Source organism: Aeromonas bestiarum (assembly GCF_000819745.1).
In the GTDB taxonomy this organism is placed as follows: Bacteria; Pseudomonadota; Gammaproteobacteria; order Enterobacterales; family Aeromonadaceae; genus Aeromonas; species Aeromonas bestiarum.
On record NZ_CDDA01000012.1, the window covers coordinates 1 to 23,937 of the forward strand.

The following is a 23,937-nucleotide window of genomic DNA, read 5'->3' on the forward strand; positions in this document are numbered from 1 at the left end:
GGACATAGCCTTTTTTATTGTCAGGATCCTGGTTTGTCGGCGGGTTCAGATGCCGGAGCCGCTCTGCTCGCCACTTTCCTGGACACTCTCCTCGTGCAGGCCGCACTCGCGCTTGAGGCCGAAGAAGCGGGTCTGCTCCTCGCTCATGCCCGGCTCCCACTTGGTGGTGGTGTGCACGTCGCCGACTGAGAGGTAACCCTGCTCCCACAGCGGGTGGTAGGGGAGGTCATGCTCCTTGAAGTAGTAGAAGACGTCCTTGTTGCTCCAGTCGATCACCGGCAGGAACTTGAAGCGGCCGCGCGCGATGGCCAGCACAGGCAGCTGGCCCCGGCTGCCGGACTGCTCACGGCGCAGGCCGGAGAACCAGGTCTGGGCACCCAGCTCGTTCAGGGCGCGATCCATGGGCTCCACCTTGTTGAGCTGGTTGTAGCGGGTGATCCCCTCCACCCCCTGCTCCCACAGCAGGCCGAAACGCGCCTCCTGCCAGGCCGGTGACAGTTCTGCCCTGTATATCTTCAGATTCAGCGCGAGGCGATCGGTCAGCTCATCGATAAAGCGGTAGGTCTCGGGGAACAGATAACCGGTATCGGTCAGCACCACGGGTACATCGCTGCGCTCGCGGCTCACCAGGTGCAGCATCAGCGCCGCCTGGATGCCGAAGCTCGATGACAGCACGTGCTCCCCCGGCAGGTTCGCCAGCGCCCAGCGCACCCGCTCGGGGGCACTTATGGCGTCCAGCGCCCGGTTGAGGGGCGCCAGCGCTTTGCTCTGCTCGTCCCGGCTCAGGGAGAGCAGGGCATTGAGGTCGAGCCTGCCATCTGCGGTCAGTGTCAGCCGCCCGCCATCAGTCAGTTCAGGCTGCATAGAAGTCCCTCGCGGAGTCGATGACAGGCGCCACTATGCCTGCGCGGATCACGAAGTCGCCGAAGCACTCGTGACCGTCGCGCTCGGTGGCCCAGCGGCCGATAAGCGTATCCAGTTCGGCCAGGATCTGCGGCTCCGTGATGTTCTCCTGATAGAGGCGCGGGATGCGGGTCCCCTCCAGGTTGCCACCCAGATGCAGGTTGTAGCGGCCCGGCGCCTTGCCCACCAGACCCACCTCCGCCAGCATGGCGCGGCCGCAGCCGTTGGGGCAGCCTGTGACCCGGAATATGATGGCGTCATCCGCCAGCGCGTGTTTGGCCAGCAAGCCCTCGATATCGGTGACAAACGCCGGCAGCATGCGCTCGGCTTCGGCCATCGCCAGCGGGCAGGTGGGCAGGGCCACGCAGGCCATGGACTGCTTGCGCTGCTCGCTCACGCCGTCATCCAGCAGGCCGTACTGGCGTGCCAGCGCTTCGATGCGCGCCTTCTCGCTGGCGGGGACGCCGGCGATGATGAGGTTCTGGTTGGCGGTCAGGCGAAAATCCCCCTGATGTATCTTGGCGATCTCCAGCATGCCGGTCTTGAGCGGCTTGCCCGGGAAGTCCAGCAAACGGCCATTCTCGATGAAGAGGGTGAGGTGGTGTTTGCCATCTATCCCCTCCACCCAGCCGAAGCGATCGCCACGGCTGGTGAACTCATAGGGACGCACAGGCCCGAATGGTATGCCGGCGCGGCTCTCCACCTCGGCCTTGAAGGCCTCCACTCCGACCCGTTCGAGCGTGTACTTGGTCTTGGCGTTCTTGCGGTTGACCCGGTTGCCCCAGTCGCGCTGGGTGCTGACCACGGCGGCCGCCACCTCCAGCACGTGGGAGAGGGGAATAAAGCCAAAGTCGCTCGCCTTGCGCGGGTAGGTGCTGGTATCGCCGTGGGTCATGGCGAGACCACCGCCCACCAGCACGTTGAAGCCCACCAGCTTGCCGCCTTCGGCGATGGCCACGAAGTTGAGATCGTTGGCATGCACGTCTATGTCGTTGTGGGGCGGGATCACCACTGTCGTCTTGAATTTGCGCGGCAGGTAGTTGGAGCCCAGGATCGGCTCCTCATCCCCACCCAGCTTCTCGCCATCCAGCCAGATCTCCACGTAGGCGCGGGTCTTGGGCAGCAGGTGTTCGGAGATCTGCCTGGCCCACTCGTAGGCCTCCTGGTGCAGCTCTGACTCCACCGGGTTGCTGGTGCAGAGCACGTTGCGGTTCACGTCGCCGGCGGTGGCGATGGAATCTATGCCCGTGCTGTTGAGGGTCTGGTGCATCAGCTTGATGTCGCGCTTCAATACCCCGTGAAACTGGAAGGTCTGACGGGTGGTGAGGCGAATGCTGCCGTACAGGCTGTGCTCCTCGGCAAACTTGTCGATCACCTGCCACTGGGCCGGTGTGATGATGCCGCCCGGCAGGCGGGCGCGCAGCATGACGTTGTGCAGCGGCTCCAGCTTCTGGGCGGTGCGCTCGGGGCGAATGTCGCGGTCATCCTGCTGATACATGCCGTGAAAACGGATCAGCTGGAAGTTGTCACCGTTGAAGCCGCCGGTGAGGGGATCCTGCAGATCCTGCGCTATGGTGCCGCGCAGGAAGTTGCTCTCGCGCTTGAGGCGTTCGTTGTCGGCCAGCGGTCCTTCTACCGGTCCCGGAATCACTTGTTTGCTCATCAATAGACATCCCTTTGATAACGTTTGGCACGACGCAATTCGCTCAAATACTCTTCTGCTTCTTCACGGCTCTTGTGGCCGTGTTCGGCAATCACATCCAGCAGGGCCTCCTGCACATCTTTCGCCATGTGATTGGCATCACCGCACACATAGAAGTGAGCACCTGCTTCCAGCCACTGGTAGAGCTCCAGGCCCGCTTCACGCAGCCTGTCCTGCACATAAATCTTGTTGGCCTGATCCCGGCTGAAGGCCAGCGAGATCTTCGACAGCAGACCCGATTTCACATAACGCTGCCACTCCAGCTGATAGAGGAAGTCCTGGGTGAAGTGGGGGTTGCCGAAGAAGAGCCAGTTCTTGCCCGAGGCATCCTGGGCCTCGCGCTCCTGCATGAAGGCGCGGAAGGGGGCTATGCCGGTGCCCGGTCCCACCATGATGACGGGGGTATCGGGATTGGCCGGCAGGCGGAAGTTGTCGTTGTGCTCGACGAACACCCGCACCTCGGCATCCTCGGCCAGCCTGTCCGCCAGATAGGAGGAGGCGGCGCCAGAGCGCACTGTGCCATCTTCCTGCGGGTAGCGCACCACAGCGACTGTCAGGTGCACCTCTTCTTCCACCTCGCTCTGGGCGGAGGCGATGGAGTAGAGGCGCGGGGTGAGCGGGCGCAGCAGGCCGATCAGCTGTTCTGCGCTCAAGGGGGTCGGGAAGCGTTTCAGCACATCCACCACTTGGGCAGAGGCGACCAGGGCGTTGACCTGAGCCTTGTCACCGGCCAGATCCTTGAGCGCCGCATTGTCGGATAGCTCGGCCAGACCCGTAATGAAGCCGCCGTGCAAGCGGGTCAGTTCCAGATTGCGGGTGAGCACCTCGCGCAGGCTGCCGTGGGCGGTCGCCTCGTCACCACTACGCCCGGCCAGGGCCAGCACTTCGCCCACCAGATCGGCGTCGTTGTCGAACCAGACCCCGAGGGCGTCCCCCGGCTGATAGGTGATGCCGGACGCCTCCAGGCTGATCTCGACATGGCGGATATCCTTGGTCGAATCGCGGCCTGTGATCTTCTGATTCAGCGACAGGCGGGCCGGGAAAGGGTTGGCCTTGTCATACTGGCTGTGGCCGACCGCCTGTTGCACCGCGTTCGTCACGCTGCTGCTGGCCGAACCTGCGGAGAGGGTGGTGGCAATGGCATTGACCGCCTGCTCGCCCCAGGCCTTGGCTGCCTCCTGATAGTCCACATCCAGGCTGGCAAGCTCATGCACGCGATCGGCGCCCGCCTTGGTCAGCAGGCCGTCAAAATCCTTGCCGGTCTGGCAGAAAAATTCGTAGGAGCTGTCACCCAGCCCCAGTACGGCGAACTTGAGCCCCTCCAGCTTGCCGACCTTGCCCTTCTTGAGCTGCTCAAACAGATCGACCGCGCTCTCCGGTGGTTCACCCTCCCCGTAAGTGCTCACTACCACCAGCAGGTGGGTCTCTTTCTTGAGCTGCTTGGGTTTGTAGTCCGCCATGGAGGTGAGGGTCACCGGCAGGCCGCGTGCCTCGGCCTGCGCCTTGATGGCACTGGCCACGCCCTTGGCATTGCCTGTCTGGGATCCGTAGAGAATGGTCAGGCTGCCGCCGGGCGCCGCCAGCGCACCGCTGGCCGCAGCAGGCTGACTGCCGGATTGGGAGAGACCGTAGAGATAGCCGCTCACCCAGACCAGTTGCTGGGTATTGAGGGTCGAGAGCGCCTGGTTCAGCTGACGTTGTTGTTCATCAGAGAGGGGGGCTAGGTTGGTCAGAGAATCCTTCAATTGCATCACACTCGTCTTCCATGGTCTGATTTTTGGTCAGGTTAAGGGGTGTGATGGATAACAACAAAGAATAAAAATGTCTTTTTTATTCTATTAGTGCATTAAAAACGTGCCTGACGGGCTCCTGGGTCCGTTCGGGCAGGGCCCGGTTTCATGGTATAAACGGCGATGAATGAGCCCAGTCGTGGCGTCACAGGAAATGCGAATGTCGATTATCAGACTGTTTCATGTCAATGCCTTCAGCCGGCACCCCTTTGGCGGCAACCCGGCCGTGGTGGTACTGGGGCCGGCCCAGTCCGATGCGCAGCTGCAGGCCATGGCGGCCGAGTTCAACCTGTCGGAGACCGCCTTCCTCAGTCCCCTGGGGGCTGCGCACTATCGGCTGCGCTGGTTTACCCCCAGGGTGGAGGTGGATCTCTGTGGTCACGGTACCCTGGCGGCCGCCCATGTGCTGTGGCAGACGGGGGCTGTGGCACCGCAGGAGGTCATCCGCTTCGAGACCCGCAGCGGGGAACTGCTGGTCAGGCACGAGGGAGAGTGGATCCGGCTCGATTTCCCGCGCATCCCGCTCATGCCTCTGGCGCTGGATCCTGCCTATGGGGCGGCGGTCGGTTGCACACCCGTTCAGACCCTGGCCGCCGGCGCCAAGTTCCTGCTGGAGCTGGCAAGCGAGGAGGAAGTCCGCGCGCTCACCCCCGATTTTCACGTCCTGCGCGCGCTGCCCGGTCGCGGCCTGATGGTGACGGCCCCTTCCAGCTGTGGGGATGATGACTTCGTCTCCCGCTACTTCGCCCCCTGGGTCGGGGTGGAGGAGGATCCCGTCACCGGCTCCAACCACTGTGCCCTGGTGCCCTTCTGGGCCGAGCGGCTCGGCAAGACGCAGCTGAGGGCACGCCAGATCTCGGCGCGCGGCGGGGAGCTTGTGCTCGAGTTGCAGGGGGATCGCGTGCTGATGTCGGGCCAGGCGCTGACCCTGTGGCAGGGGGAGTGGCTGCTGCCGCCCACCCCGTGAGGTGCCGGCGTGCGTTACCCTCGGGGGTTCGCCACCGGGCTGCCTTCGCCATAAAAAACGCCCCGCAGTTGCGGGGCGTTTCATTGCCATCGAGGTGCAGGCCAGGCCTGCGCACCGGGCTTATTTCTGTTGCGGGCGCAGGGCCGGGAACAGGATGACGTCGCGGATGGTGTGGCTGTTGGTGAACAGCATCACCAGACGGTCGATACCAATGCCCTGACCGGCAGTCGGCGGCAGGCCGTGTTCCAGCGCGGTCACGAAGTCGGCGTCGTAGAACATGGCTTCGTCGTCACCGGCTTCTTTCTGGTTTACCTGGTCCTGGAAGCGCTTGGCCTGATCTTCTGCATCGTTCAGCTCGGAGAAGCCGTTGGCCAGCTCGCGGCCACCGATGAAGAATTCGAAGCGGTCGGTCACGTCCGGGTTCACGTCGTTGCGGCGCGCCAGCGGGGAGACTGCTGCCGGGTACTCGGTGATGAAGGTCGGTTGCAGCAGCATGTGTTCCACCGTCTCTTCGAAGATGGCGGTGATCACGTGACCCAGCTCCCAGCCCTTCATCAGCTCGATGTGCAGACGCTTGGCAACGGCCTTGGCGCTCTCCAGGGTGGAGAGATCTTCCAGGGTAACGCCATCGGCGTACTTCAGGATGGAGTCCACCATGGTGAGGCGCTGGAACGGCTGACCGAAGTCGATGGTCAGACCCTCTTCGCCCTCTTTGGCGTAACGGATCTTGGTGTCGCCCAGAATGTCCTGCGCCAGGGTGCGCAGCAGCTCTTCGGTCAGGTCCATCAGATCGATGTAGTCGGCATAGGCCATGTAGAACTCGATCATGGTGAACTCGGGGTTGTGACGCACCGAGATGCCTTCGTTACGGAAGTTGCGGTTGATCTCGTACACGCGCTCGAAACCACCGACCACCAGACGCTTCAGATAGAGCTCGGGGGCGATACGCAGGTACATGTCGATGTCCAGCGCATTGTGGTGAGTGACGAACGGACGCGCGGAGGCGCCACCCGGGATGACCTGCATCATGGGGGTTTCCACTTCCATGAAGCGCTTGTCGTTGAAGAACTTGCGGATGCCGGCAACCACCTTGGTGCGGATCATGAAGGTCTTGCGGGACTCTTCGTTGGCGATCAGATCCAGGTAACGCTGGCGGCAGCGTGCTTCCTGGTCGGTCAGACCCTTGTGCTTCTCGGGCAGCGGACGCAGTGCCTTGGTCAGCAGACGTATGGTGGAGACATGCACGGAGAGCTCGCCGGTGTTGGTGCGGAACAGTGTTCCTTCCACGCCGACTATGTCACCCAGATCCCACTTCTTGAACTGCTCGTTGTAGAAGCCTTCCGGCAGATCGTCACGGGTCACGTAGACCTGGATCTTGCCAGCCATGTCCTGCAGGGTGGCGAAGGACGCCTTGCCCATGATCCGGCGGGTCATGATGCGACCGGCAATCTTCACCTGTTTACCCAAGGCCACCAGTTCTTCGGCGCTCTTGTCGCCAAACTCGGCGTGCAGATCGCCAGAGAGGCTGTCACGACGGAAGTCGTTGGGGAAGGGGTTGCCCTGGGCACGCAAGGCGGCCAGCTTGGAACGACGCTCCGTCATCTCGTTGTTCAGTTCGAGAGTGTGGTCGACTTCCGGAGTTGTGGTTTGTTCAGACATGGTGATTCCTGCTGTTCTGTTTTTTACAGGCCTGACTTCAGGCTAGCTTCGATAAACTTGTCCAGGTCGCCGTCGAGCACCGCCTGGGTATTGCGGGTTTCGACGCCGGTACGTAGATCCTTGATGCGCGCATCATCCAGCACATAGGAACGGATCTGGCTGCCCCAGCCGATATCGGACTTGGTCTCTTCGAGGGCTTGTTTCTCAGCGTTTTGTTTCTGAATTTCCAGCTCGTAGAGCTTGGCTTTCAGCTGCTTCATACACTGATCTTTGTTTTTGTGCTGGGAACGATCGTTTTGGCACTGTACCACGACACCCGTTGGTATGTGGGTGATACGTACCGCGGATTCGGTCCGGTTGACGTGCTGACCACCGGCGCCGGAGGCACGGTAGACGTCGATACGCAGGTCTGCCGGGTTGATCTCGATGTCGATGTCGTCATCGATCTCGGGATAAACGAAGATGGAGCAGAACGAGGTGTGGCGGCGGCCACCGGAATCGAACGGAGATTTGCGAACCAGACGGTGGACGCCGGTCTCGGTGCGCAGCCAGCCGAAGGCGTATTCGCCGGTGAACTTGATGGTGGCGGACTTGATGCCGGCCACGTCGCCGTCAGAGAGCTCGATCAGCTCAGGCTTGTAACCGTGAGCATCACCCCAGCGCAGGTACATGCGCAGCACCATGTTGGCCCAATCCTGTGCTTCGGTACCACCGGAGCCGGACTGGATGTCGATGTAGCAGTCGGAGGCGTCGTGCTGACCGGAGAACATGCGGCGGAATTCCAGATCCACCAGCTTGCTTTCCAGCACATCGGCTTCGGCCACGGCTTCGTTGAAGGTCTCTTCGTCTTCCCCTTCCACCGCCAGGCTCACCAGCATTTCGACGTCTTCGGCGCCCTGGGTCAGGGTGTCTATGGTGCCCACCACGTTTTCCAGCGTGACGCGCTCCTTGCCCAGCGCCTGTGCGCGCTCCGGCTCATTCCATACGTCCGGCTGTTCCAGCTCGGCGTTGACCTCTTCTAGACGCTCTTTCTTGGCGTCATAGTCAAAGGTACCCCCTAAGAAGCTCGGTCCTCTCAGACAGCTCCTTAAGCTTGTTTAATACAGGATTGACTTCAAACATCGTGAAAACTCTCGGGGTCGATGTGATTTAAAAACGGGATATTCTAGCCAATTGTGGAAGGAATAAACAGGGTCGCCTGTCCTTGTGCGCGTCCTGTAGTCAATTTCTGGTGCAGTTTTCCCCAACTCGGTGGAAAATATCGCCCGCAGACTCATTTTCAGGTTCAGTTTCGGCCTGGCGGGTCGCTAACAACGATGCAGTGCTGTGCACTTTTGGGAAATCCTGTTCCTGACCTCATAAGAAGAAATCATGATGAAAAACCTATCACTCAAGCAGAAGATACTGTTGTCAGTGGTGATCGCCTTGTCATTGGTGATCCTGCTGCTCTCCTGGCAGAGCTATACCAGCCAGAAGTCCCTGTTGCTGCAAGGCAGTCAGGAACAGGTGCAACGCCTCGGCAGCCAGCAGGCCGCCAGTGTCAGTGACTGGCTCTCCGCCCGTCGCGACGTGATCCAGGCGCTCGGCAGCAAGGCCGGTGCCGACCCCCTCAACGCCCTGCAACAGGCGCAAGTCTCGGGTCGCTTCCAGCTCACCTACTTCGGTGAGGGCAGCGGCAAGATGAACGACTCTGACCCTTCCATCAACCGTGACGGCTATGACCCGCGCTCCCGTGGCTGGTATCAGGAAGCCATGAGCAAGGGCGGCCTGATCGTGACCAAGCCCTATCTGGACGTGGCCTACAACATCATGGTGGTGACTCTGGCCCAGCCGGCGCAGGGCGGCGTGGTCGGTGGTGATCTCTCCATCGCCTCCCTGGTGGAAGACGTCACCCGGATGAAGCTGCCCGCCGACGGCATCGCCATCATGATGCACAAGGACGGCACCGTCATCGCGTACAAGGACGCGGCCAAGGCGATGAAGCCGGCCACCGAGATCGACAACGATCTGACCAACGCCCTGATCGAACAGAGCAAGGCGAGCAACAGCCTGATCCCGGCCTACTTCGACAACGAAGGCCGTGACAAGCTGCTGTGGGCCGTGGATATCCCGGATACCGACTGGGAGCTGGTGCTGGTACTGGACAAGGAAACCCTGGAAGCCCCGCTCTCCTCCCTGCTGATGACCCAGCTTGGCTTGGCCCTGCTGGTGCTGGTGGGCAGCATCATCGCCATCTCCTGGCTGGTGAGCCTGCTGCTCGGCCCGCTCAGCAAGGTCTCTCAGGCCCTGGCCCGCATCGCCGACGGTAACGGCGATCTGACCCAGCGCATCAAGATCGACGCCAACGACGAAGTGGGCCAGCTGGCCAACAGCTTCAACCGTTTCGTCGGTAGCCAGCACCAGCTGATCGGCAACATCCGCAAGCTGGCCAACGAGCTGAATGCCGATGCCGAGCGCAGTCTGGTGACCAACCAGGCCGCCGTGGACGAGCTGCAGCGTCAGCAGCAGGAAGTGACCATGGTCGCCACCGCCGTCACCGAGATGGCGAGCGCCACCATGGAGATCGCCGGCAACGCCGAGAACACTGCCGCCGCCGCCCAGCAATCCGCCCAGAGCAGTGAGCAGGGCAAGATGCTGGTGAACCAGACTCGCCAGTCCATCAACGGCCTGGCCGAAGAGGTGGGGCAGGCGACCGAGGTGATCGGCGAGCTGAGCCGTCACGCCCAGGCCATCTCCGGCATCCTCTCCACCATCCAGGGCATAGCCGAGCAGACCAACCTGCTGGCGCTGAACGCGGCCATCGAAGCGGCCCGCGCCGGTGAACAGGGTCGTGGTTTCGCCGTGGTGGCGGACGAGGTACGGGTGCTGTCCCGCCGTACCCAGGACTCCACCCAGGAGATCCAGTCCACCATAGAGACGCTGCAACAGACCACTGCCCGTGCGGTGAGCCTGATGCAGACCAGCCAGGGGCTGGCCGACAACAGCGTGAAAGACGCCGATGCCGCCGCCGCCGCGCTGGAAGAGATCACCCGGGCCGTGTCGCTCATCTCCGACATGGCGGGTCAGATCGCCACCGCCGCCGAGGAGCAGACCCAGGTGACTGGCGAGATCACCCAGAACACCACCGCCATCAAGGATGTGAGTGACGAGATCACCGCCGCCGCCATGCGCGATCTGGATCAGGCCCATAGCCTCAAGGGTCGTGCCACCGACCTGAACCAGCAGGTGTCGACCTTCATCCTGTAAGGGATGATGCCGATGGGACGCCTGCGTCCCATCCTGAACAAAGCCCCGCACCCTGGTGCGGGGCTTTTTGTTATCTGCGGTCTGGCTGTCTCATGACAGGGAAAGCTGGCTGGCCATGCTTGCCGTTGCCGCCTGGGTGGTGTTGCCAACGGACGATGGCGCCGCACAGCCAGGATGCCAGCAAGCAAAGAGCCCACCATGAGGTGGGCTCTTGTTCATATCACGTCTGGCCGAGCGGTTTACAGGAAGGGGAGCGCCATAAACAGCTTGATCACCATGGCGTTGATGATGTCGATGAAGAAGGCCCCCACCATGGGCACCACCAGGAACGCCAGATGGGACGGGCCGAAGCGCTGGGTGATGGCCTGCATGTTGGCAATGGCCGTCGGGGTGGCCCCCAGGCCGAAGCCGCAGTGGCCCGCCGCCAGCACGGCCGCGTCATAGTTGCTGCCCATGACCCGGAAGGTGACGAAGATGGCGTAGAGCGCCATCGCCACCGTCTGGGCGGCCAGCAGGATGAAGATGGGCAGCGCCAGGCTGGCGAGATCCCACAGCTTCAGGCTCATCAGCGCCATGGCCAGGAACAGCGACAGGCTGACGTTGCCGAGCAGGGAAACCTCGCGGTCGCTCACCTCATGCCAGTTGAACAGGGTCAACAGGTTGCGCAGCAGCACACCGACAAACAGCACGCAGACGAAGATCGGCAGCTCCAGCGCGCCGCCCTTGAGGGAGGCGGAGAGCAGCTCACCCCCTTTCAGGCTGATGGCGATCAGCGCCAGCGTCTCGATCAGGCTGAAGGTGGTGAGCGGGCGCTCCATGTCGGGCATCTCGAAGCCCTTGGGCGCCTCATCCTTGTTGTGCTCTTCACCGGGCACCTGCACCTTCTTGACCAGATAGCGGGCCACCGGGCCGCCGATCAGGCCGCCCAGCACCAGACCGAAGGTGGCACAGGCGATGGCCAGTTCGGCGGCGGATTGCACCCCGTACTTCTCGGCGAAGGTGGCGCTCCAGGCCGCACCAGTGCCGTGGCCGCCGGAGAGGGTGATGGAGCCGGCCAGCAGCCCCATGTGCGGGTCCAGACCGAGCAGGGTCGCCAGACCCACACCCAGGCTGTTTTGCACCAGCAGCAGGCCGGTCACCACCATCAGGAAGGTGATCACCGCCTTGCCGCCGCGCTTGAGGCTGGCGAGATCGGCGGAGAGACCGATGGAGGCGAAGAAGGCCAGCATCAGCGGGGTCTGCAAACTGGTGTCGAATTGCAACTCCAGCTGCAGGGTCGAGCGCAGCAGCAACAGCACCAGGGCGACCACCAGGCCGCCGGCAACCGGTTTGGGGATGTTGAAGGTTCGCAGCAGCCCGACTCGGGTCACCAGCAAACGACCGAGCAGCAGCACCAGGGTGGCTGCGACCAGGGTGGCGTAGGAATCAAGTTGTAGCATTCAGTACTCCCATGTTGATTGGCTGTGTCTTTCGTTGATGAAGACTCACAGATTCAGCCGGGATAAAAACAGTGTGGCTCACGTGCCAACAAAGAAGGGGCGACATGCCCCCGTCCCACGCAAAAATGGGATCGATGTGGGCCTGAACGGATCAGGCATCCAGATGAGATTTATGAAAAATCCGGCGGATAGTAGCAAAAAGCACCGCTTATATCCAGATTTGTCAGATTAATGGTCAGGTTTGTACTTTATTGTGACATTTAACACTATTTGGTTAGTCGCCGTTTAATACGGTATGCAGGCCATTTCCCGGCTGTCATTTGGGGCGCCAGTCTCTATAATTCGCCGGTTTCCAGCCCATCAGCGGCAACGAACGGAATGTGAAGACACAGGTTCGTTTCCCATGGGATTCATGGTTTGCGGGTATTCAGCCCATTAACATGGGTGTTGTGCCCATCAAAGAGGAGAGGGTGTGAAGAAGTCCATCTACATTGCCTACACAGGCGGCACCATAGGGATGCAGCGCTCCGACCACGGCTATGTGCCGATGGCGGGCTTCATGGAAGACTGTCTGGCGCGGATGCCCGAGTTTCATCGCCCCGAGATGCCGGATTACCATATTCACGAATACGATCCCCTCATCGACTCCTCCGACATGACGCCGGCGGACTGGCAGCGCATCGCCGAGGACATTCGAGACAACTACGAGAAATACGATGGTTTCGTGATCCTGCATGGCACAGATACCATGTCGTTCACCGCCTCGGCCCTCTCCTTCATGCTCGAAGATCTGCACAAACCGGTGATCATCACCGGCTCCCAGATCCCGCTGGCCGAGCTGCGCTCCGACGGTCAGCAGAACCTGCTCAACGCCCTCTACATCGCGGCCAACTACCCGATCCACGAGGTGACGCTGTTTTTCAACAACCAGCTCTATCGCGGCAACCGCAGCAAGAAGGTGCACGCCGACGGCTTCCACGCCTTCGATTCACCGAACTATCCGCCGCTGCTCAACGCCGGCATCGCCATCTCGCTGGAAGCGGGCGAGCTGGGCGCACAGTCCGAGCGGCCGCTGGTGCTGCACGACATCACCCCCCAGCCCATCGGCGTGGTGACCCTCTATCCGGGCATCTCCAGCGAGGTGATCGCCAATATTCTGCAGCAGCCGGTGAAGGCGCTGATCCTGCTGTCGTTCGGGGTGGGCAATGCGCCGCAGAACCCGGCCATGCTGGCGCTGCTCTCCGAGGCATCGGCCCGCGGCGTCATCATAGTCAACCTGAGCCAGTGCCTGCACGGCAAGGTCAACATGGGCGGCTATGCCACCGGCAATGCCTTGTCCCGTGCCGGTGTCATCTCGGGCTTTGACATGACGGCCGAGGCGGCGCTGACCAAGTTGCACTTCCTGCTGAGCCAGGACTTGCCGGCGCCGCGCATTCGCGAGCTGATGCAGCAGTCCCTGCGCGGCGAGTTGACCCCCTGAGCGTTGCGGCCCTCACCCTGGCCCTCTCCCTAGGGGAGAGGGGATAGATCGAGGTAGCGAGGTTTGCCATGAAGATCGCCGGCTGGTGGCCCGCTTACTGTTCGCAGGTGCGAGCCTGCTCCCTTCTCCCCTTGCGGGAGAAGGGCTGGGGATGAGGGGGATGAGTCATCCTGCATAGATAGGAAAAAAAGAGGGGAGCCATGATGGCTCCCCTTTTTGCTATGGCGTGCGAGCCTGGGCTCGCGGCAAGGCTCAGTGACTGATCTCGATGCGGACTATCTCTTCCTCATCCCGATATTGACGCTTGAGCTCGCTCTTGCTCTTCATCACTATCTCGCCGTCACGGCCTATGTTCATGTGCTCGGGATTGTCGATGTGCATCGCCTGCCAGGCCATCACCGCCTGCAGGGAAGTGGCCTTCTGCTCGTCGGTGAGGGGCTTGCCATCGGGCCACTTGCCGAGCTCGACCGCGGTCTTGAGCCGCTCATACACTTCTTTGGGCATCTGTCTGATGGCCTGTTGAAACTCACCCTGTTGAAACGACATCCGGCCTTCTCCTTGCACATTGAGCCATGACGAATCGGGATCAGGCGGGCAGATCCTGGCGAACCGCGCCAGCCATCTGCTCCATCACCCGCACTACCTGACAACTGTACCCGAACTCGTTGTCATACCATACGTAGAGCACGCAGTGATCCCCCTCGGCTATGGTGGCCTGGGAGTCCACTATGCCCGCGAAGCGGGAACCCACCATGTCGGAGGAGACCAGCTCTGTGCTGGCGCTGAAGTCGATCTGGCGATGCAGGGCCGAGCTCAGCGCCATCTGCTGCAGATAGGCGTTGAGGCTATCCCGATCCGTGCTCTGCTCCAGTGACAGGTTGATGATGGCCAGCGACACGTTGGGGGTCGGCACCCGGATGGCGTTGCCGGTCAGCTTGCCCTTGAGCTCGGGCAGTGCCTTGGCCACCGCCTTGGCGGCGCCCGTGCTGGTCATCACCATGTTGAGGGCCGCGCTGCGACCGCGTCGCTCGCCCTTGTGATAGTTGTCGATCAGGTTCTGATCGTTGGTGTAGGAGTGCACCGTCTCCACGTGGCCGTGGCGGATGCCGTACTTGTCCTGCATCACCTTGAGCACGGGGGTGATGGCGTTGGTGGTGCAGGAGGCGGCCGAGATGATCTTGTCATCCGGACCTATCACCTCGTGGTTGACCCCGAACACCACGTTCTTCATCTCGCCCTTGCCGGGGGCGGTCAGCAGCACACGGGCGGCGCCGCGCGCTTTCAGGTGTTCAGACAGGCCCGCCTCGTCACGCCAGACACCCGTGTTGTCGACGATCAGCGCATTCTGGATGCCATGGGCTGTGTAGTCGATGTCGGCCGGGCTGTTTGCATAGATCACCTGAATGAAGGTGCCGTTGGCTATGATGGCGCTGCGCTCGGCATCCACCTCGATGGAGCCGTTGAAGGGGCCGTGCACCGAGTCGCGACGCAGCAGGCTGGCACGTTTCTCCAGATCCCCCTCGCGGCCACCGCGCACGACTATGGCGCGTAGACGCAGGGAGTTGGCGGCGCCGGTACGCTCGATCAGCAGCCGTGCCAACAGGCGGCCTATGCGGCCAAAGCCGTAGAGCACAACATCAGTGGGGGCTGGTACGCCGCGACCCAGTGCCGGTGCCAGCTTGGCGCGCAGGTAGTCGTCTATGCCCGCCTCGTCCTGGTGATCCTGCCAGTAGCCCACGGCCAGCTTGCCCAGATCGATCTCGGCGGCGGTCGGGTTGAGGGCCAGGATGGCCTGCAGCAGGGGGAAGCTCTGTTGGATCGGCAGCGGTGCGCCCTGATGGCGGCGGACGACCCTGTGGGCCTTGAGGATGTCGATGGTGGAGGCGTTTTGCAGGGGACGTCCGTAGACGGTGATCTCGATCCCTTGCTGTCGGTAGAGGCGACCTATCAAGGGTTGCATGGCTTCGGCGAGCTCCTGGCTCTCCTGCCACGCTTGCAAGTAGTGCTCGTGGGTCATTAACCAGATCCTTTATTTCACGTTGTTGGGGCAAATAGAAATTCGTCGAATGCAGATCAGTGTAGGGATGTATATTTCGTTATATTATTCTGCAGTCGCGGCCTTATACGGCGCGCGCATTGTAATGGATATGTAATCTGTTTGCTAGCCAAGGGTGGCCGTGACAGGCTGCAATTGTTACCAACAAGATGTGAACCATGACCCATTTTCCAGCGCGCTCCCTGCTGTTCGCTCTCTGTTGCGGCCTGACCCTCACGGCCTGCAACGACGACAGGATCCACAATATCTGCGGCAATCATCCGACCCTCTGCCAGGACCTGGTGGATGACGGCTGGTGTCGCTATGAGCGAACCGACGTCATCCGGGCTCGCTACCATCTGCAGGAAGAGGGGACGGACAGGCGCAAATATGATGTGATGCGCAGCCTGGAGCGTTACCTCAAGTGCGCCGAGCGCTCCACCAATATCGAATACAAGACGGCCCGGGAGCAGAAGAGCCCTCGGGTGGAGGGGATGCTGGCCGCCGGCGATCAGCTGGCCCGGCTCGATGCCGCTACCCGCAACTCGCAGGATCCCTACCTGTTGCTCTGGCACTGGACCAACAACACCAACGAGCTGGCACGCCAGCAGTTCATGGCGCTGGAGGGGCAGCCCGTGCTGGAGGAGCCCGAGTTGCAGCTGGCATTGGGGGGCATCCATGCCAAGAGCGAACCGCAGAAGGCCATCGCACTCATGCACCATGCGCTCTCCCTCTACCGGGAAGGGGATGCGGTCAACAGCCGGATCCTCACCTCTCTCAGCACCCTCTACATGGGCCAGAAGCAGTACGGTCTGGCCTATCTGTGGGGCAAGGTGAGCGAGTCGTTCCAGAATACGCCCGAGGTCTCGGCCAAGCGCTTCGGCCTCTATCACTCCCTGAGCAAAGCCGATCAGGAGGCCTGGGATAGCCAGGCCGCCACCCTGGTCGAGCAGCTAAAAAGCGGGACTTACCGTCCCTGAACCCGATGAATCACATTGAACAACTGGCCAGTGACTGGCCTCACCCCTTCGATATCCAGTTCATGCACGGCCAGGTGACCCCGGGTGGCCGCCAGCTGGAGCGCATCACCGTCAGGGCCATAGTCCTGCGCGGTGACCGGCTGCTGCTGGTTCACTCCCGGGTCAACGGCGATCTCATGTTTCCCGGTGGCGGCATAGAGGAGGGGGAGTGCCACAGCGCCGCCCTGGCACGCGAGCTGCGCGAAGAGTGTGGCGCCGAGCTGGTGGCGGTCGGTGCCCTGCTCGGCCAGACCCGGGAGTATCGCGCCGCCCGCGAGGCCGACTATGACGCCTACTGCATCCGCTCCTTCTACTACCTCTGCCAGGTGGGGGAGGACTGGAGCGAGCCGCGGCCCCAGCCCTACGAGGTGCGACTCGGCTTCACTCCTGGCTGGTTCGAGCTGGAAGATGCGCTGCAGACCAACAAGACCCAGCTTGCTGGCCCCTGCCCCCAGTGGACGGCGCGCGAAACCCGGGTACTGGCCGAGCTGCACCACTGGCACGAGTCCGGCTTGCTGGCGTGACTCGGGCCCCTTGAGGCAGATGTAAAAAAACCGCCCGAGGGCGGTTTTTTGTTGCGCGTCTGCCGGTTATGGCACGCAGACCGGGCAGAAGGCGTAGGTGCCCTGCGGGTCGTTGAAGCGGGTCAGCGGATCCAGGCTGCGGTTCACCTCTGCCAGCGCCTTGCCAAAACCTGCCGGCAACCAGCTTTGCAGGTGCGGGGCCAGTGCCTGGGCGCTGCTGTCGAACAGCTGACGCAGGAACCTGTCTCTGGTGGACTCCTCCTTTTCTATGGGGGTGACTTGCCACTCCTTGAGATTGGCGAGCTCGGCGGCGGCCTTGATGGCGGCCTCCTGATTGCCAAACTCATCCACCAGTCCCAGCGCCTTGGCATCCTGACCGGTCCAGACCCGGCCCTCGGCCGCTTTTTCCGCCTCTTCCGGGCTCAGGCCGCGGCCCTTGCTCACCAGGCCGACGAAGCGCTGATAGGTGTCTTCCACGCTCAGTTGAATGGCCTGGCCGACGTGATCCGGCAGGGCGCGGGTCAGGCCGACGCCGACGTAATCCGTGGTGCCGACGCCGTCGGTGTGCACCCCGTACTGAGAGAGCGCCTTGTCGATGGTGGCGAACATGCCAAACACCCCGATGGAGCCGGTGAGGGTGGTGGGGGAGGCGAAGATCTTGTCCGCATCGGCGGAGATCCAGTAGCCACCGGAGGCGGCGTAGCTGCCCATGGAGATCACCACAGGCTTGCCGGCCTGCTTCAGGGCCAGCAGCTCGGCGCGGATCTGCTCGGCGGCGAAGGCGCTGCCGCCCGGGCTGTCGACCCGCAGCACCACGGCTTTCACCTTGTCGTCACGGCGGGCATCGGCCAGCAGATCGGAGAGGCTGTCGCCGCCTATGGAGCCGGCAGGCTGCACGCCATCCATGATGGCGCCGCTGGCGACGATGAGGCCCACCTCATCCTTGCCGCTCTGGGGGTATTGCTCGGGGATCGCCGCCAGATAGGTTTTCAGACCGACCCCTTTCCAGCCGTGATCCTCGTCTTCCCCCACTTCCTTGATGACCGCCTGGGTCATCTCGTCGCGGGTGGCCAGCTGATCCACCAGGCCGTTGTCGAGGGCGTAGTTGGCGGCGTTGCCACCGGCCTTGCGCAGCAGCTCGAGGAAGCGATCCTTGCCGGGCGCGACGGCCTCGGGTTCTATCTCCCGCTGCTCGGCCACGTCCGCCACATAGGATTGCCACAGCTGATCCAGCCAGCGCTGGTTCGCCTCCTTGCTCTCGGGGGACATATCGTCGCGGGTATAGGGCTCGACGAAGGACTTGTAGGTGCCGACCTTGAACACGTGAGGCGTGATGTTGAGTTGCTCCAGCGCCGACTTGAAGTAGGTCTGGTAGACGCCCAGCCCCTCGATCAGCACGGCGCCGCTCTGGTTGAGCAGCACGTGATCGGCGTGGGCGGCCAGCAGGTACTGGCCCTGATTGTAGTAGTCGGCCATGGCGATGACCGGCTTGCCGCTCTCCTTGAACTCGTCGATGGCCGTCGCCACCTCCTGCAGTTTGGAGAAGCTGGTACCCTGCAGCCCCTGCGGCTTGATCACCAGCGCCTTGATGCGATCGTCATCCTTGGCACTGCGAATGGCCCACAGCAGATCGGAGAGGACTATCTCGCTGGGCAGCTCTTCGCTGTTGTCCACCTGGCGCAGCAGTTGCACCGTAGGATCGGTTTGCGAGCGCTGTTCCACCAGCACGCCGGAGAGATTGAGGGTGAGGGCCCCTTCGATGGGGGCGCTGGGCGCCTCTTTCTGGCTGACGCTGAAAATGATGACCAGCACGACGATGAGAAACAGCAGATTGACCAGCATCAGCCGGGTAAAGTTGAGCAGACGCCAGAGGCTGCGAAACAGCCACCCCAGACCTTTGAAAATAGACATAGCCGCGTTATCGCCCTGTTAATGGGTAGAGAAGGGCCATTATTAACCAGTTGACCCGCCAATTGCCATTTCCGCTTGGGTGCGATCGATGGCGCAATCCTCCTTGCTTGCTTCGGAACACGTCTGTTCGCCGAAAAAATGTCCAAACATTTGTTTGAAAAAGCATTTTCGATTCTTTACTCTAGCTTCAATTTGATAACAAAAAGTTAACCGGAGGCCTTGTGAGCCGCTACCCTACGCTTCTGACTCCCCTCGATGCTGGCGTCACCCGGCTCAAGAACCGGGCATTGCGTATGGATTCCGGCGCACCGGCCTCGAAAAGGAGTTCATGATGAGCCGCTACCCAACGCTTCTGACCCCTCTCGATCTCGGCTTTACTCAGCTTAAGAACCGGGTATTGATGGGCTCCATGCACACAGGCCTCGAAGAGGAGAAGGGGGGCTTCGACAAGCTGGCCACCTTCTATGCCGAGCGCGCCCGTGGCGGCGTCGGCCTCATCGTCACCGGCGGCATAGCCCCCAATCTGCGTGGGCGGCTGGTGCCCCACGGTTCTCAGCTGAGCTTCCCCTGGCAGGTCGCCAGGCACAAGAAGGTGACCCAGGCCGTGCATCAGGAGGGAGGCAAGATAGCGCTGCAGATCCTCCATGCCGGCCGTTACGCCTACCATCCGTTCAGCCTGGCGCCGAGCGCCCTCAAGGCGCCCATCTCCCCGTTCAAGCCGCGTGCCATGAGCGAGCGGCAGATCCGCGGCACCATTCGCGACTTTGCCTCCACCGCGCAACTGGCCAGGGCGGCCGGTTACGACGGGGTCGAGGTGATGGGCTCGGAAGGCTATCTCATCAACCAGTTCATCTGCGAGCGTACCAACAAGCGCACCGATGGCTGGGGCGGCAGCAATGAGAACCGGATGCGCTTCCCGGTGGAGATAGTGCGGGCCATCCGCGAGCGGGTGGGCACGGATTTCATCATCATCTTCCGACTCTCCATGCTGGATCTGGTGGAGCAGGGCTCCACCCTGGAAGAGGTGATTGCGCTGGGCAAGGCGCTGGAGCAGGTCGGCGTGACCCTGATCAACACCGGCATCGGCTGGCACGAGGCGCGCATTCCCACCATAGCCACCAGCGTGCCGCGCGGCGCCTTCAGCTGGGTGACGGCCGAGCTCAAGAAACATCTGAGTGTGCCGCTTATCACCACCAACCGGATCAATACCCCCGAAGTGGCCGAGCGCATATTGGCTCAGGGAGAGGCGGATATGGTCTCCATGGCGCGTCCCTTCCTGGCCGACCCTGAATTTGTCATCAAGGCCGCCGAGAACCGGGCGGACGAGATCAACACCTGCATCGCCTGCAACCAGGCCTGCCTGGATCACGTGTTCAAGCAGAAGCGCGCCTCCTGCCTGGTCAATCCCCGCGCCTGTTTCGAGACCGAACTCACCTTCGGCCGGGTGCCCCAGCCCAAGAAGCTGGCGGTGGTGGGGGCGGGCCCGGCCGGGCTGGCGTTTGCCTGCTACGCCGCCGAGCGCGGCCATCAGGTGAGCCTGTTCGATCAGGCGAGCGAGATCGGTGGCCAGTTCAACTTTGCCAAGCAGATCCCGGGCAAGGAGGAGTTTCACGAAACCCTGCGCTACTTCGCCAAACGGCTGGAGAAATGCGGCGTCGAGCTCTACCTCGGTCAGCGCCAGAGCGCCGAGAGCCTGCTCGGCGGCGGCTTTGACGAGGTGATCCTCGCCACCGGCATACGCCCGCGCACCCCGAACATCCCAGGCATAGAACATCCCAAAGTGCTCAATTACATAGACGTGCTGCGGGATCACAAGCCGGTGGGTGACAAGGTGGCGGTGATCGGTGCCGGTGGCATCGGCTTCGACGTGGCGGAATATCTGGTAGAGGGCAAGGGGGATCGCAGCCGCGATCACTGGCTCAAGGAGTGGGGTATCGACAAGCAGTTTGGCGAACGCGGTGGCCTGATGGCCCCCGAGATAGATGCCCCCGAGCGCCAGATCTGGCTGCTGCAGCGAAAAGAAAGCAAGGTGGGGGACGGCCTGGGCAAGACCACAGGCTGGATCCACAGAACCGTGCTCAAGAACCGCAAGGTGCAGATGCTCTCCGGCGTCCAGTACCTGCGCATCGACGACGAGGGCCTGCACATCCAGGTGGGCGAAATCCGGCAGTGCCTGCCGGTGGATCAGGTGATCATCTGCGCCGGGCAGGAGCCGCTCAAGGAGCTGCAAGCCGGCTTGCAGGCGGCAGGCAAGCCGGTACACATCATAGGCGGCGCCGACGTGGCCGCCGAGCTGGATGCCAAGCGGGCGATCCGCCAGGGGGCCGAGCTGGCGGCCGTCATCTAGTTTGCCATGGCATTGCGATAAACCCCTGAAGCTCAGGGGTTTTCTTCATTCTGCGCTGTGCTAAGGTAGCGCCATCACAGCCCCTGACAAGGATTTGCCCATGGATGCCCTCACTCTGTTGCTCAACCGCCACTCCTGTGGCCGCCTGACCACACCCGCCCCCAGCGGTGAGGTGCTCGACAATATCCTCAAGGCGGGGCTGCGCGCGCCGGATCACGGCACCCTGACGCCCTGGCAGTTCATCCTGTTTGAAGGGGAGGGGCGGGAGCGGCTGGGGGCCCTGCTGGCCGAGGCCGCCCGTGCCCGTGGTGAAGATGAAGAGAGCATCAAGAAGTGCCAGGAGGCGCCGCTGCGCGCTCCCTTGCTGGTGGCCGTCGCCACCCGCTATCAGGCCCACCCCAAGGTACCGAAACTGGAGCAGGAACTCTCCGCCGGTTGCGCCCTGATGGCGATGCAGATGGCGGCTCAGGCCCAGGGCTTCAACGGCATCTGGCGCTCCGGCTGGTTCATCTTCGATGAGCGGGTCAACGCCGGGCTGGGGCTGGCACCGGAGGATCAACTGGTGGGTTTCCTCTACCTCGGCACCCCCATGCTGGAGGCGCGCAAGTTGCGCGAACTGCCGCCGGATGAGTTTGTCCGTCGCTTCTAAGTCGTATCAATTTCAGCCAAAGCCCTGACTTGTCAGGGCTTTTTTGATCCTGCCCGATCATGATCCTGAGGCTGTACTGATAAATAAATGCTTGCCAAGAGGGGGACGGGGCTTGGCAGGGAATTTTTTAAATAGTGAGAGGCTGTTCTCAATCCTGGTTGATTACGCTATGTAAAACGTTTGCGCCTCGTTAATATCCCTGTGCCAGTTTAGAAGGTGACCCCTTCTAATTTTCTGCGATGAGAGTCGCAATTCCGTAGCACCTTTTTACAGCCCAACGTCGTTATGACATTGGGCTTCATTTTTATCTGCACTTTTCAGGTACAGCTCCCATCTCCTCGGCAAGCAACCCTTTTTACAGACCAGCGTGGTCGTTATGACGTTGGGCTTCATTTTTATCTGCGTTTTTTCAGGCACAGACCCCATCAGCTCTAGCAAGCAGCCCCTTTTTACAGACCAGCGTGGTCTTTATGACATTGGGCTTTATTTTTATGGGCAGCTTTGCTGCTGGGTGATGTTTGCCTTGGCAGGCAGGGTCCGGGCCGGATTTCCCACCACCCGGGCACCGGCCGGCACGTCTTTGGTGACCACGGCGCCCGCGCCGACGATGGCTTCCCGCCCTATGGTGACACCGGGCAGCAGTATGGCGCCGCCACCGATCCAGACCCTGTCCTCGATGGTGACCGGCAGCGCCGTCTCCACCCCCTGGATGCGCTCATCGGCTGCCAGCGCGTGGGCGGCGGTATAGATCTGCACGTTCGGCCCTATCATGACGTTGGCGCCGATGCGGATCGGTGCGTTGTCCAGCATGGTGGCTCCCATGTTGATATAGGAATCCTTCCCCAGGCTGATATGGCGGCCATAGGTGCAGTAGAAGGGCGGGCAAATAAAGGCGTTCTCCGCCAGCTCGCCGACTATCTCCCGCAGCAGCGCCAGCTGTTCCTCCTCCTCGTCGCTGCGATTGAAACGGCGGTACAAGCGCGCCGTCTCCCGGCGCAGGACATCCAGCTCCGGCGCCATGCAGTTATAGGGCTGGCTGCTGATCATCTTCTGATATTCGGTCATGGGGCATCCTGATCTCTGATTGGCATGAGGCGAGTTGGGCAGCAGGCTGCTGCACAAGCGTACGGACAGAGGCATATATTACTGCTTTGCCAGCAGAATAAGCGTGAGCCTCAACCCAGAGCCGGTATCACCAGGTTTTGTGGCCTGCCATCGGCAAAGGCCAGCACATTTTCAAATGCCTTGCGAAAGTAGAGCTCATAGCTGTTTTGCTCCACATAACCCAGATGCGGTGTGGCCAGCACGTTGGGCAGCCGCAGCAGGGGATCGCTGTCGGGCGTGGCTGGCTCGACATCGAACACATCCAGCGCAGCTTGCCTGGTCGGATTGGCGCTGAGCTCGGCATAAAGGGCTCCCGGCTCGATGAGCTCGGCCCGGCTGGTATTGACTAGCAGAGAGTCTGCTTTCATTCGAGCCAGATCGGCACGGGTGACGCAGGCTCGAGTGATCTCGTTGAGCCGCAGATGGAGGGACAAGATATCGGCCCGCCGGAAAAATGCGTCCTTGTCGGCAGCGGCTTCCAATCCATCCTGCTCTGCCCGCTGACGGGATGAGTCACTGCCCCATATCAGTACCGGCATGCCAAATGCCTTGCCGTAACGAGCGATGCGCTGGCCTATCTTGCCATAGCCCCAGATGCCGAGTGTCAGACCGTGCAGGGTGCGACCCAGACCGAGCTGTCCAGACTGCTGCCACTACCCCTTGGTCAGGGCTTCGCAGTAAGCCGGAATATGGCGCGAGGCCGCCATGATAAGGGCCCAACAGAGCTCGGCAGGCGCAATGGGGCTGCCGACCCCTTCAGCGATGGCAACACAGTATCGTTGGCACAGTACCGGGTCTATATGCTGGCTGATCTTGCCGGTCTGGCTGATGAGCTTGAGTGAGGGAAGCCCCATCAGCAGTTGTTCGTCGATACGAGTACGCTCGCGGATCAGTACCAGAGCTTCAATTCCTTCCAGCTTGGCAGCAAGACGTGCAGCATCTGGCTCACTCTGGTTGAGTACCATGACATCATGTCCCGCCAGCATGGCAAAGCAGGGTAGATGACGAACCTGATCCTGGTAGTCATCCAGAATGGCAATGCGCATAAAGGGTCTCCGTTCCCATCATTTCTGGTCTGATGGCCATCCTACCGGAATAGAATCGGAATGTGTTCTCGAATGGATATTTTTTATGACAGGCTGGCACTATGGGCGAGCCAACG

At 61.8% G+C, this 23,937-nt stretch carries 17 protein-coding genes and 1 pseudogene; 7 read left to right on the plus strand and 11 right to left on the minus strand.

The window, feature by feature from the left end:
* Positions 1 to 45 precede the first annotated feature (45 nt).
* From BN1118_RS05970 to BN1118_RS05980, 3 genes are read right to left on the minus strand one after another with little or no spacing between them, the layout of a single operon-like run.
* Positions 46 to 864: a phosphoadenylyl-sulfate reductase gene (locus BN1118_RS05970; protein WP_043554998.1), complete on the minus strand. Its 819-nt coding sequence runs from the start codon at positions 862 to 864 to the stop codon at positions 46 to 48.
* Positions 854 to 2,566: an assimilatory sulfite reductase (NADPH) hemoprotein subunit gene (gene cysI / locus BN1118_RS05975; protein ID WP_043554999.1), complete on the minus strand. Its 1,713-nt coding sequence runs from the start codon at positions 2,564 to 2,566 to the stop codon at positions 854 to 856. Before cysI ends, BN1118_RS05970 begins: the two co-directional genes overlap by 11 nt.
* On the minus strand, positions 2,566 to 4,356 hold the full coding sequence (locus BN1118_RS05980) for an assimilatory sulfite reductase (NADPH) flavoprotein subunit (RefSeq protein ID WP_043555000.1): 1,791 nt from the start codon (positions 4,354 to 4,356) through the stop codon (positions 2,566 to 2,568). Before BN1118_RS05980 ends, cysI begins: the two co-directional genes overlap by 1 nt.
* Positions 4,357 to 4,555: 199 nt before the next feature.
* Here BN1118_RS05980 and BN1118_RS05985 point away from each other — a divergent pair, with 199 nt between their 5' ends.
* Positions 4,556 to 5,362 (plus strand): PhzF family phenazine biosynthesis protein, encoded by an 807-nt coding sequence (locus BN1118_RS05985; protein ID WP_043555002.1) that lies wholly within the window; start codon positions 4,556 to 4,558, stop codon positions 5,360 to 5,362.
* Positions 5,363 to 5,482: 120 nt separating this feature from the next.
* On the opposite strand, the gene lysS is transcribed toward BN1118_RS05985, so the two are convergent.
* Both lysS and prfB read right to left on the minus strand, forming a co-directional pair.
* Complete coding sequence (gene lysS / locus BN1118_RS05990; protein ID WP_042866684.1) at positions 5,483 to 7,021, minus strand: lysine--tRNA ligase; 1,539 nt, start codon at positions 7,019 to 7,021, stop codon at positions 5,483 to 5,485.
* 23 nt (positions 7,022 to 7,044) lie between these two features.
* Positions 7,045 to 8,143 (minus strand): peptide chain release factor 2 gene (gene prfB, locus BN1118_RS05995; RefSeq protein ID WP_098982715.1). Its coding sequence is split into 2 segments (ribosomal slippage): positions 7,045 to 8,067 and positions 8,069 to 8,143, totalling 1,098 coding nucleotides; the frame shifts between segments, so codons are not numbered across the junction.
* Between the two features lie 252 nt (positions 8,144 to 8,395).
* Between prfB and BN1118_RS06000 the strand changes: the two genes are divergently transcribed.
* Positions 8,396 to 10,267 (plus strand): methyl-accepting chemotaxis protein, encoded by a 1,872-nt coding sequence (locus tag BN1118_RS06000; RefSeq protein WP_043140080.1) that lies wholly within the window; start codon positions 8,396 to 8,398, stop codon positions 10,265 to 10,267.
* Positions 10,268 to 10,506: 239 nt separating this feature from the next.
* Here BN1118_RS06000 and gltS read toward each other — a convergent pair whose 3' ends face one another.
* Positions 10,507 to 11,706: a sodium/glutamate symporter gene (gltS, locus tag BN1118_RS06005; RefSeq protein ID WP_042866683.1), complete on the minus strand. Its 1,200-nt coding sequence runs from the start codon at positions 11,704 to 11,706 to the stop codon at positions 10,507 to 10,509.
* 472 nt (positions 11,707 to 12,178) lie between these two features.
* Here gltS and ansA point away from each other — a divergent pair, with 472 nt between their 5' ends.
* Complete coding sequence (gene ansA / locus BN1118_RS06010; protein WP_043555003.1) at positions 12,179 to 13,186, plus strand: asparaginase; 1,008 nt, start codon at positions 12,179 to 12,181, stop codon at positions 13,184 to 13,186.
* Between the two features lie 252 nt (positions 13,187 to 13,438).
* Here the strand turns inward: ansA and BN1118_RS06015 are convergent, their stop codons facing one another.
* On the minus strand, positions 13,439 to 13,732 hold the full coding sequence (locus BN1118_RS06015) for a YeaC family protein (protein ID WP_043140085.1): 294 nt from the start codon (positions 13,730 to 13,732) through the stop codon (positions 13,439 to 13,441).
* Positions 13,733 to 13,772: 40 nt separating this feature from the next.
* Entirely contained in the window at positions 13,773 to 15,203 is a 1,431-nt protein-coding gene (locus BN1118_RS06020; protein ID WP_043140089.1) for a glyceraldehyde-3-phosphate dehydrogenase, read from the minus strand.
* Between the two features lie 197 nt (positions 15,204 to 15,400).
* Here BN1118_RS06020 and BN1118_RS06025 point away from each other — a divergent pair, with 197 nt between their 5' ends.
* Positions 15,401 to 16,201, plus strand: a complete 801-nt coding sequence (locus tag BN1118_RS06025) for a DUF2989 domain-containing protein (protein WP_043140092.1) — start codon at positions 15,401 to 15,403, stop codon at positions 16,199 to 16,201.
* A 5-nt stretch (positions 16,202 to 16,206) separates the two neighbouring features.
* Complete coding sequence (locus tag BN1118_RS06030) at positions 16,207 to 16,764, plus strand: NUDIX domain-containing protein (protein ID WP_043555005.1); 558 nt, start codon at positions 16,207 to 16,209, stop codon at positions 16,762 to 16,764.
* A 66-nt stretch (positions 16,765 to 16,830) separates the two neighbouring features.
* Here BN1118_RS06030 and sppA read toward each other — a convergent pair whose 3' ends face one another.
* Positions 16,831 to 18,675, minus strand: coding sequence for a signal peptide peptidase SppA (gene sppA / locus BN1118_RS06035; RefSeq protein ID WP_043555006.1), 1,845 nt, complete (start codon positions 18,673 to 18,675; stop codon positions 16,831 to 16,833).
* A gap of 331 nt (positions 18,676 to 19,006) precedes the next feature.
* Here sppA and BN1118_RS06040 point away from each other — a divergent pair, with 331 nt between their 5' ends.
* Both BN1118_RS06040 and BN1118_RS06045 read left to right on the plus strand, forming a co-directional pair.
* Positions 19,007 to 21,022 carry an NADPH-dependent 2,4-dienoyl-CoA reductase gene (locus BN1118_RS06040; RefSeq protein WP_043555007.1) on the plus strand — a complete coding sequence of 672 codons (2,016 nt, stop codon included), beginning with the start codon at positions 19,007 to 19,009 and terminating at the stop codon, positions 21,020 to 21,022.
* Positions 21,023 to 21,122: 100 nt separating this feature from the next.
* A complete protein-coding gene (locus BN1118_RS06045) occupies positions 21,123 to 21,671 on the plus strand; it encodes an NAD(P)H nitroreductase (RefSeq protein WP_043555009.1) in 549 nt (182 codons plus the stop codon).
* A 489-nt stretch (positions 21,672 to 22,160) separates the two neighbouring features.
* Here BN1118_RS06045 and BN1118_RS06050 read toward each other — a convergent pair whose 3' ends face one another.
* The gene (locus BN1118_RS06050) at positions 22,161 to 22,736 is read right to left on the minus strand and encodes a sugar O-acetyltransferase (RefSeq protein WP_043555011.1); all 576 of its coding nucleotides are present in this window, start codon (positions 22,734 to 22,736) and stop codon (positions 22,161 to 22,163) included.
* Positions 22,737 to 22,846: 110 nt separating this feature from the next.
* A pseudogene (locus tag BN1118_RS22435) lies at positions 22,847 to 23,821 on the minus strand (D-2-hydroxyacid dehydrogenase family protein).
* Between the last annotated feature and the right edge of the window lie 116 nt (positions 23,822 to 23,937).

What these genes read in the sequence shown, in the direction of transcription:
- BN1118_RS05970 (WP_043554998.1), bottom strand. Translation starts at nt 864, where the DNA reads ATGCAGCCTGAACTGACTGATGGCGGGCGGCTGACACTGACCGCAGAT.
- cysI (WP_043554999.1), bottom strand. Translation starts at nt 2,566, where the DNA reads ATGAGCAAACAAGTGATTCCGGGACCGGTAGAAGGACCGCTGGCCGAC.
- BN1118_RS05980 (WP_043555000.1), bottom strand. Translation starts at nt 4,356, where the DNA reads ATGCAATTGAAGGATTCTCTGACCAACCTAGCCCCCCTCTCTGATGAA.
- BN1118_RS05985 (WP_043555002.1), top strand. Translation starts at nt 4,556, where the DNA reads ATGTCGATTATCAGACTGTTTCATGTCAATGCCTTCAGCCGGCACCCC.
- lysS (WP_042866684.1), bottom strand. Translation starts at nt 7,021, where the DNA reads ATGTCTGAACAAACCACAACTCCGGAAGTCGACCACACTCTCGAACTG.
- BN1118_RS06000 (WP_043140080.1), top strand. Translation starts at nt 8,396, where the DNA reads ATGAAAAACCTATCACTCAAGCAGAAGATACTGTTGTCAGTGGTGATC.
- gltS (WP_042866683.1), bottom strand. Translation starts at nt 11,706, where the DNA reads ATGCTACAACTTGATTCCTACGCCACCCTGGTCGCAGCCACCCTGGTG.
- BN1118_RS06015 (WP_043140085.1), bottom strand. Translation starts at nt 13,732, where the DNA reads ATGTCGTTTCAACAGGGTGAGTTTCAACAGGCCATCAGACAGATGCCC.
- BN1118_RS06020 (WP_043140089.1), bottom strand. Translation starts at nt 15,203, where the DNA reads ATGACCCACGAGCACTACTTGCAAGCGTGGCAGGAGAGCCAGGAGCTC.
- BN1118_RS06025 (WP_043140092.1), top strand. Translation starts at nt 15,401, where the DNA reads ATGACCCATTTTCCAGCGCGCTCCCTGCTGTTCGCTCTCTGTTGCGGC.
- BN1118_RS06030 (WP_043555005.1), top strand. Translation starts at nt 16,207, where the DNA reads ATGAATCACATTGAACAACTGGCCAGTGACTGGCCTCACCCCTTCGAT.
- sppA (WP_043555006.1), bottom strand. Translation starts at nt 18,675, where the DNA reads ATGTCTATTTTCAAAGGTCTGGGGTGGCTGTTTCGCAGCCTCTGGCGT.
- BN1118_RS06040 (WP_043555007.1), top strand. Translation starts at nt 19,007, where the DNA reads ATGAGCCGCTACCCAACGCTTCTGACCCCTCTCGATCTCGGCTTTACT.
- BN1118_RS06045 (WP_043555009.1), top strand. Translation starts at nt 21,123, where the DNA reads ATGGATGCCCTCACTCTGTTGCTCAACCGCCACTCCTGTGGCCGCCTG.
- BN1118_RS06050 (WP_043555011.1), bottom strand. Translation starts at nt 22,736, where the DNA reads ATGACCGAATATCAGAAGATGATCAGCAGCCAGCCCTATAACTGCATG.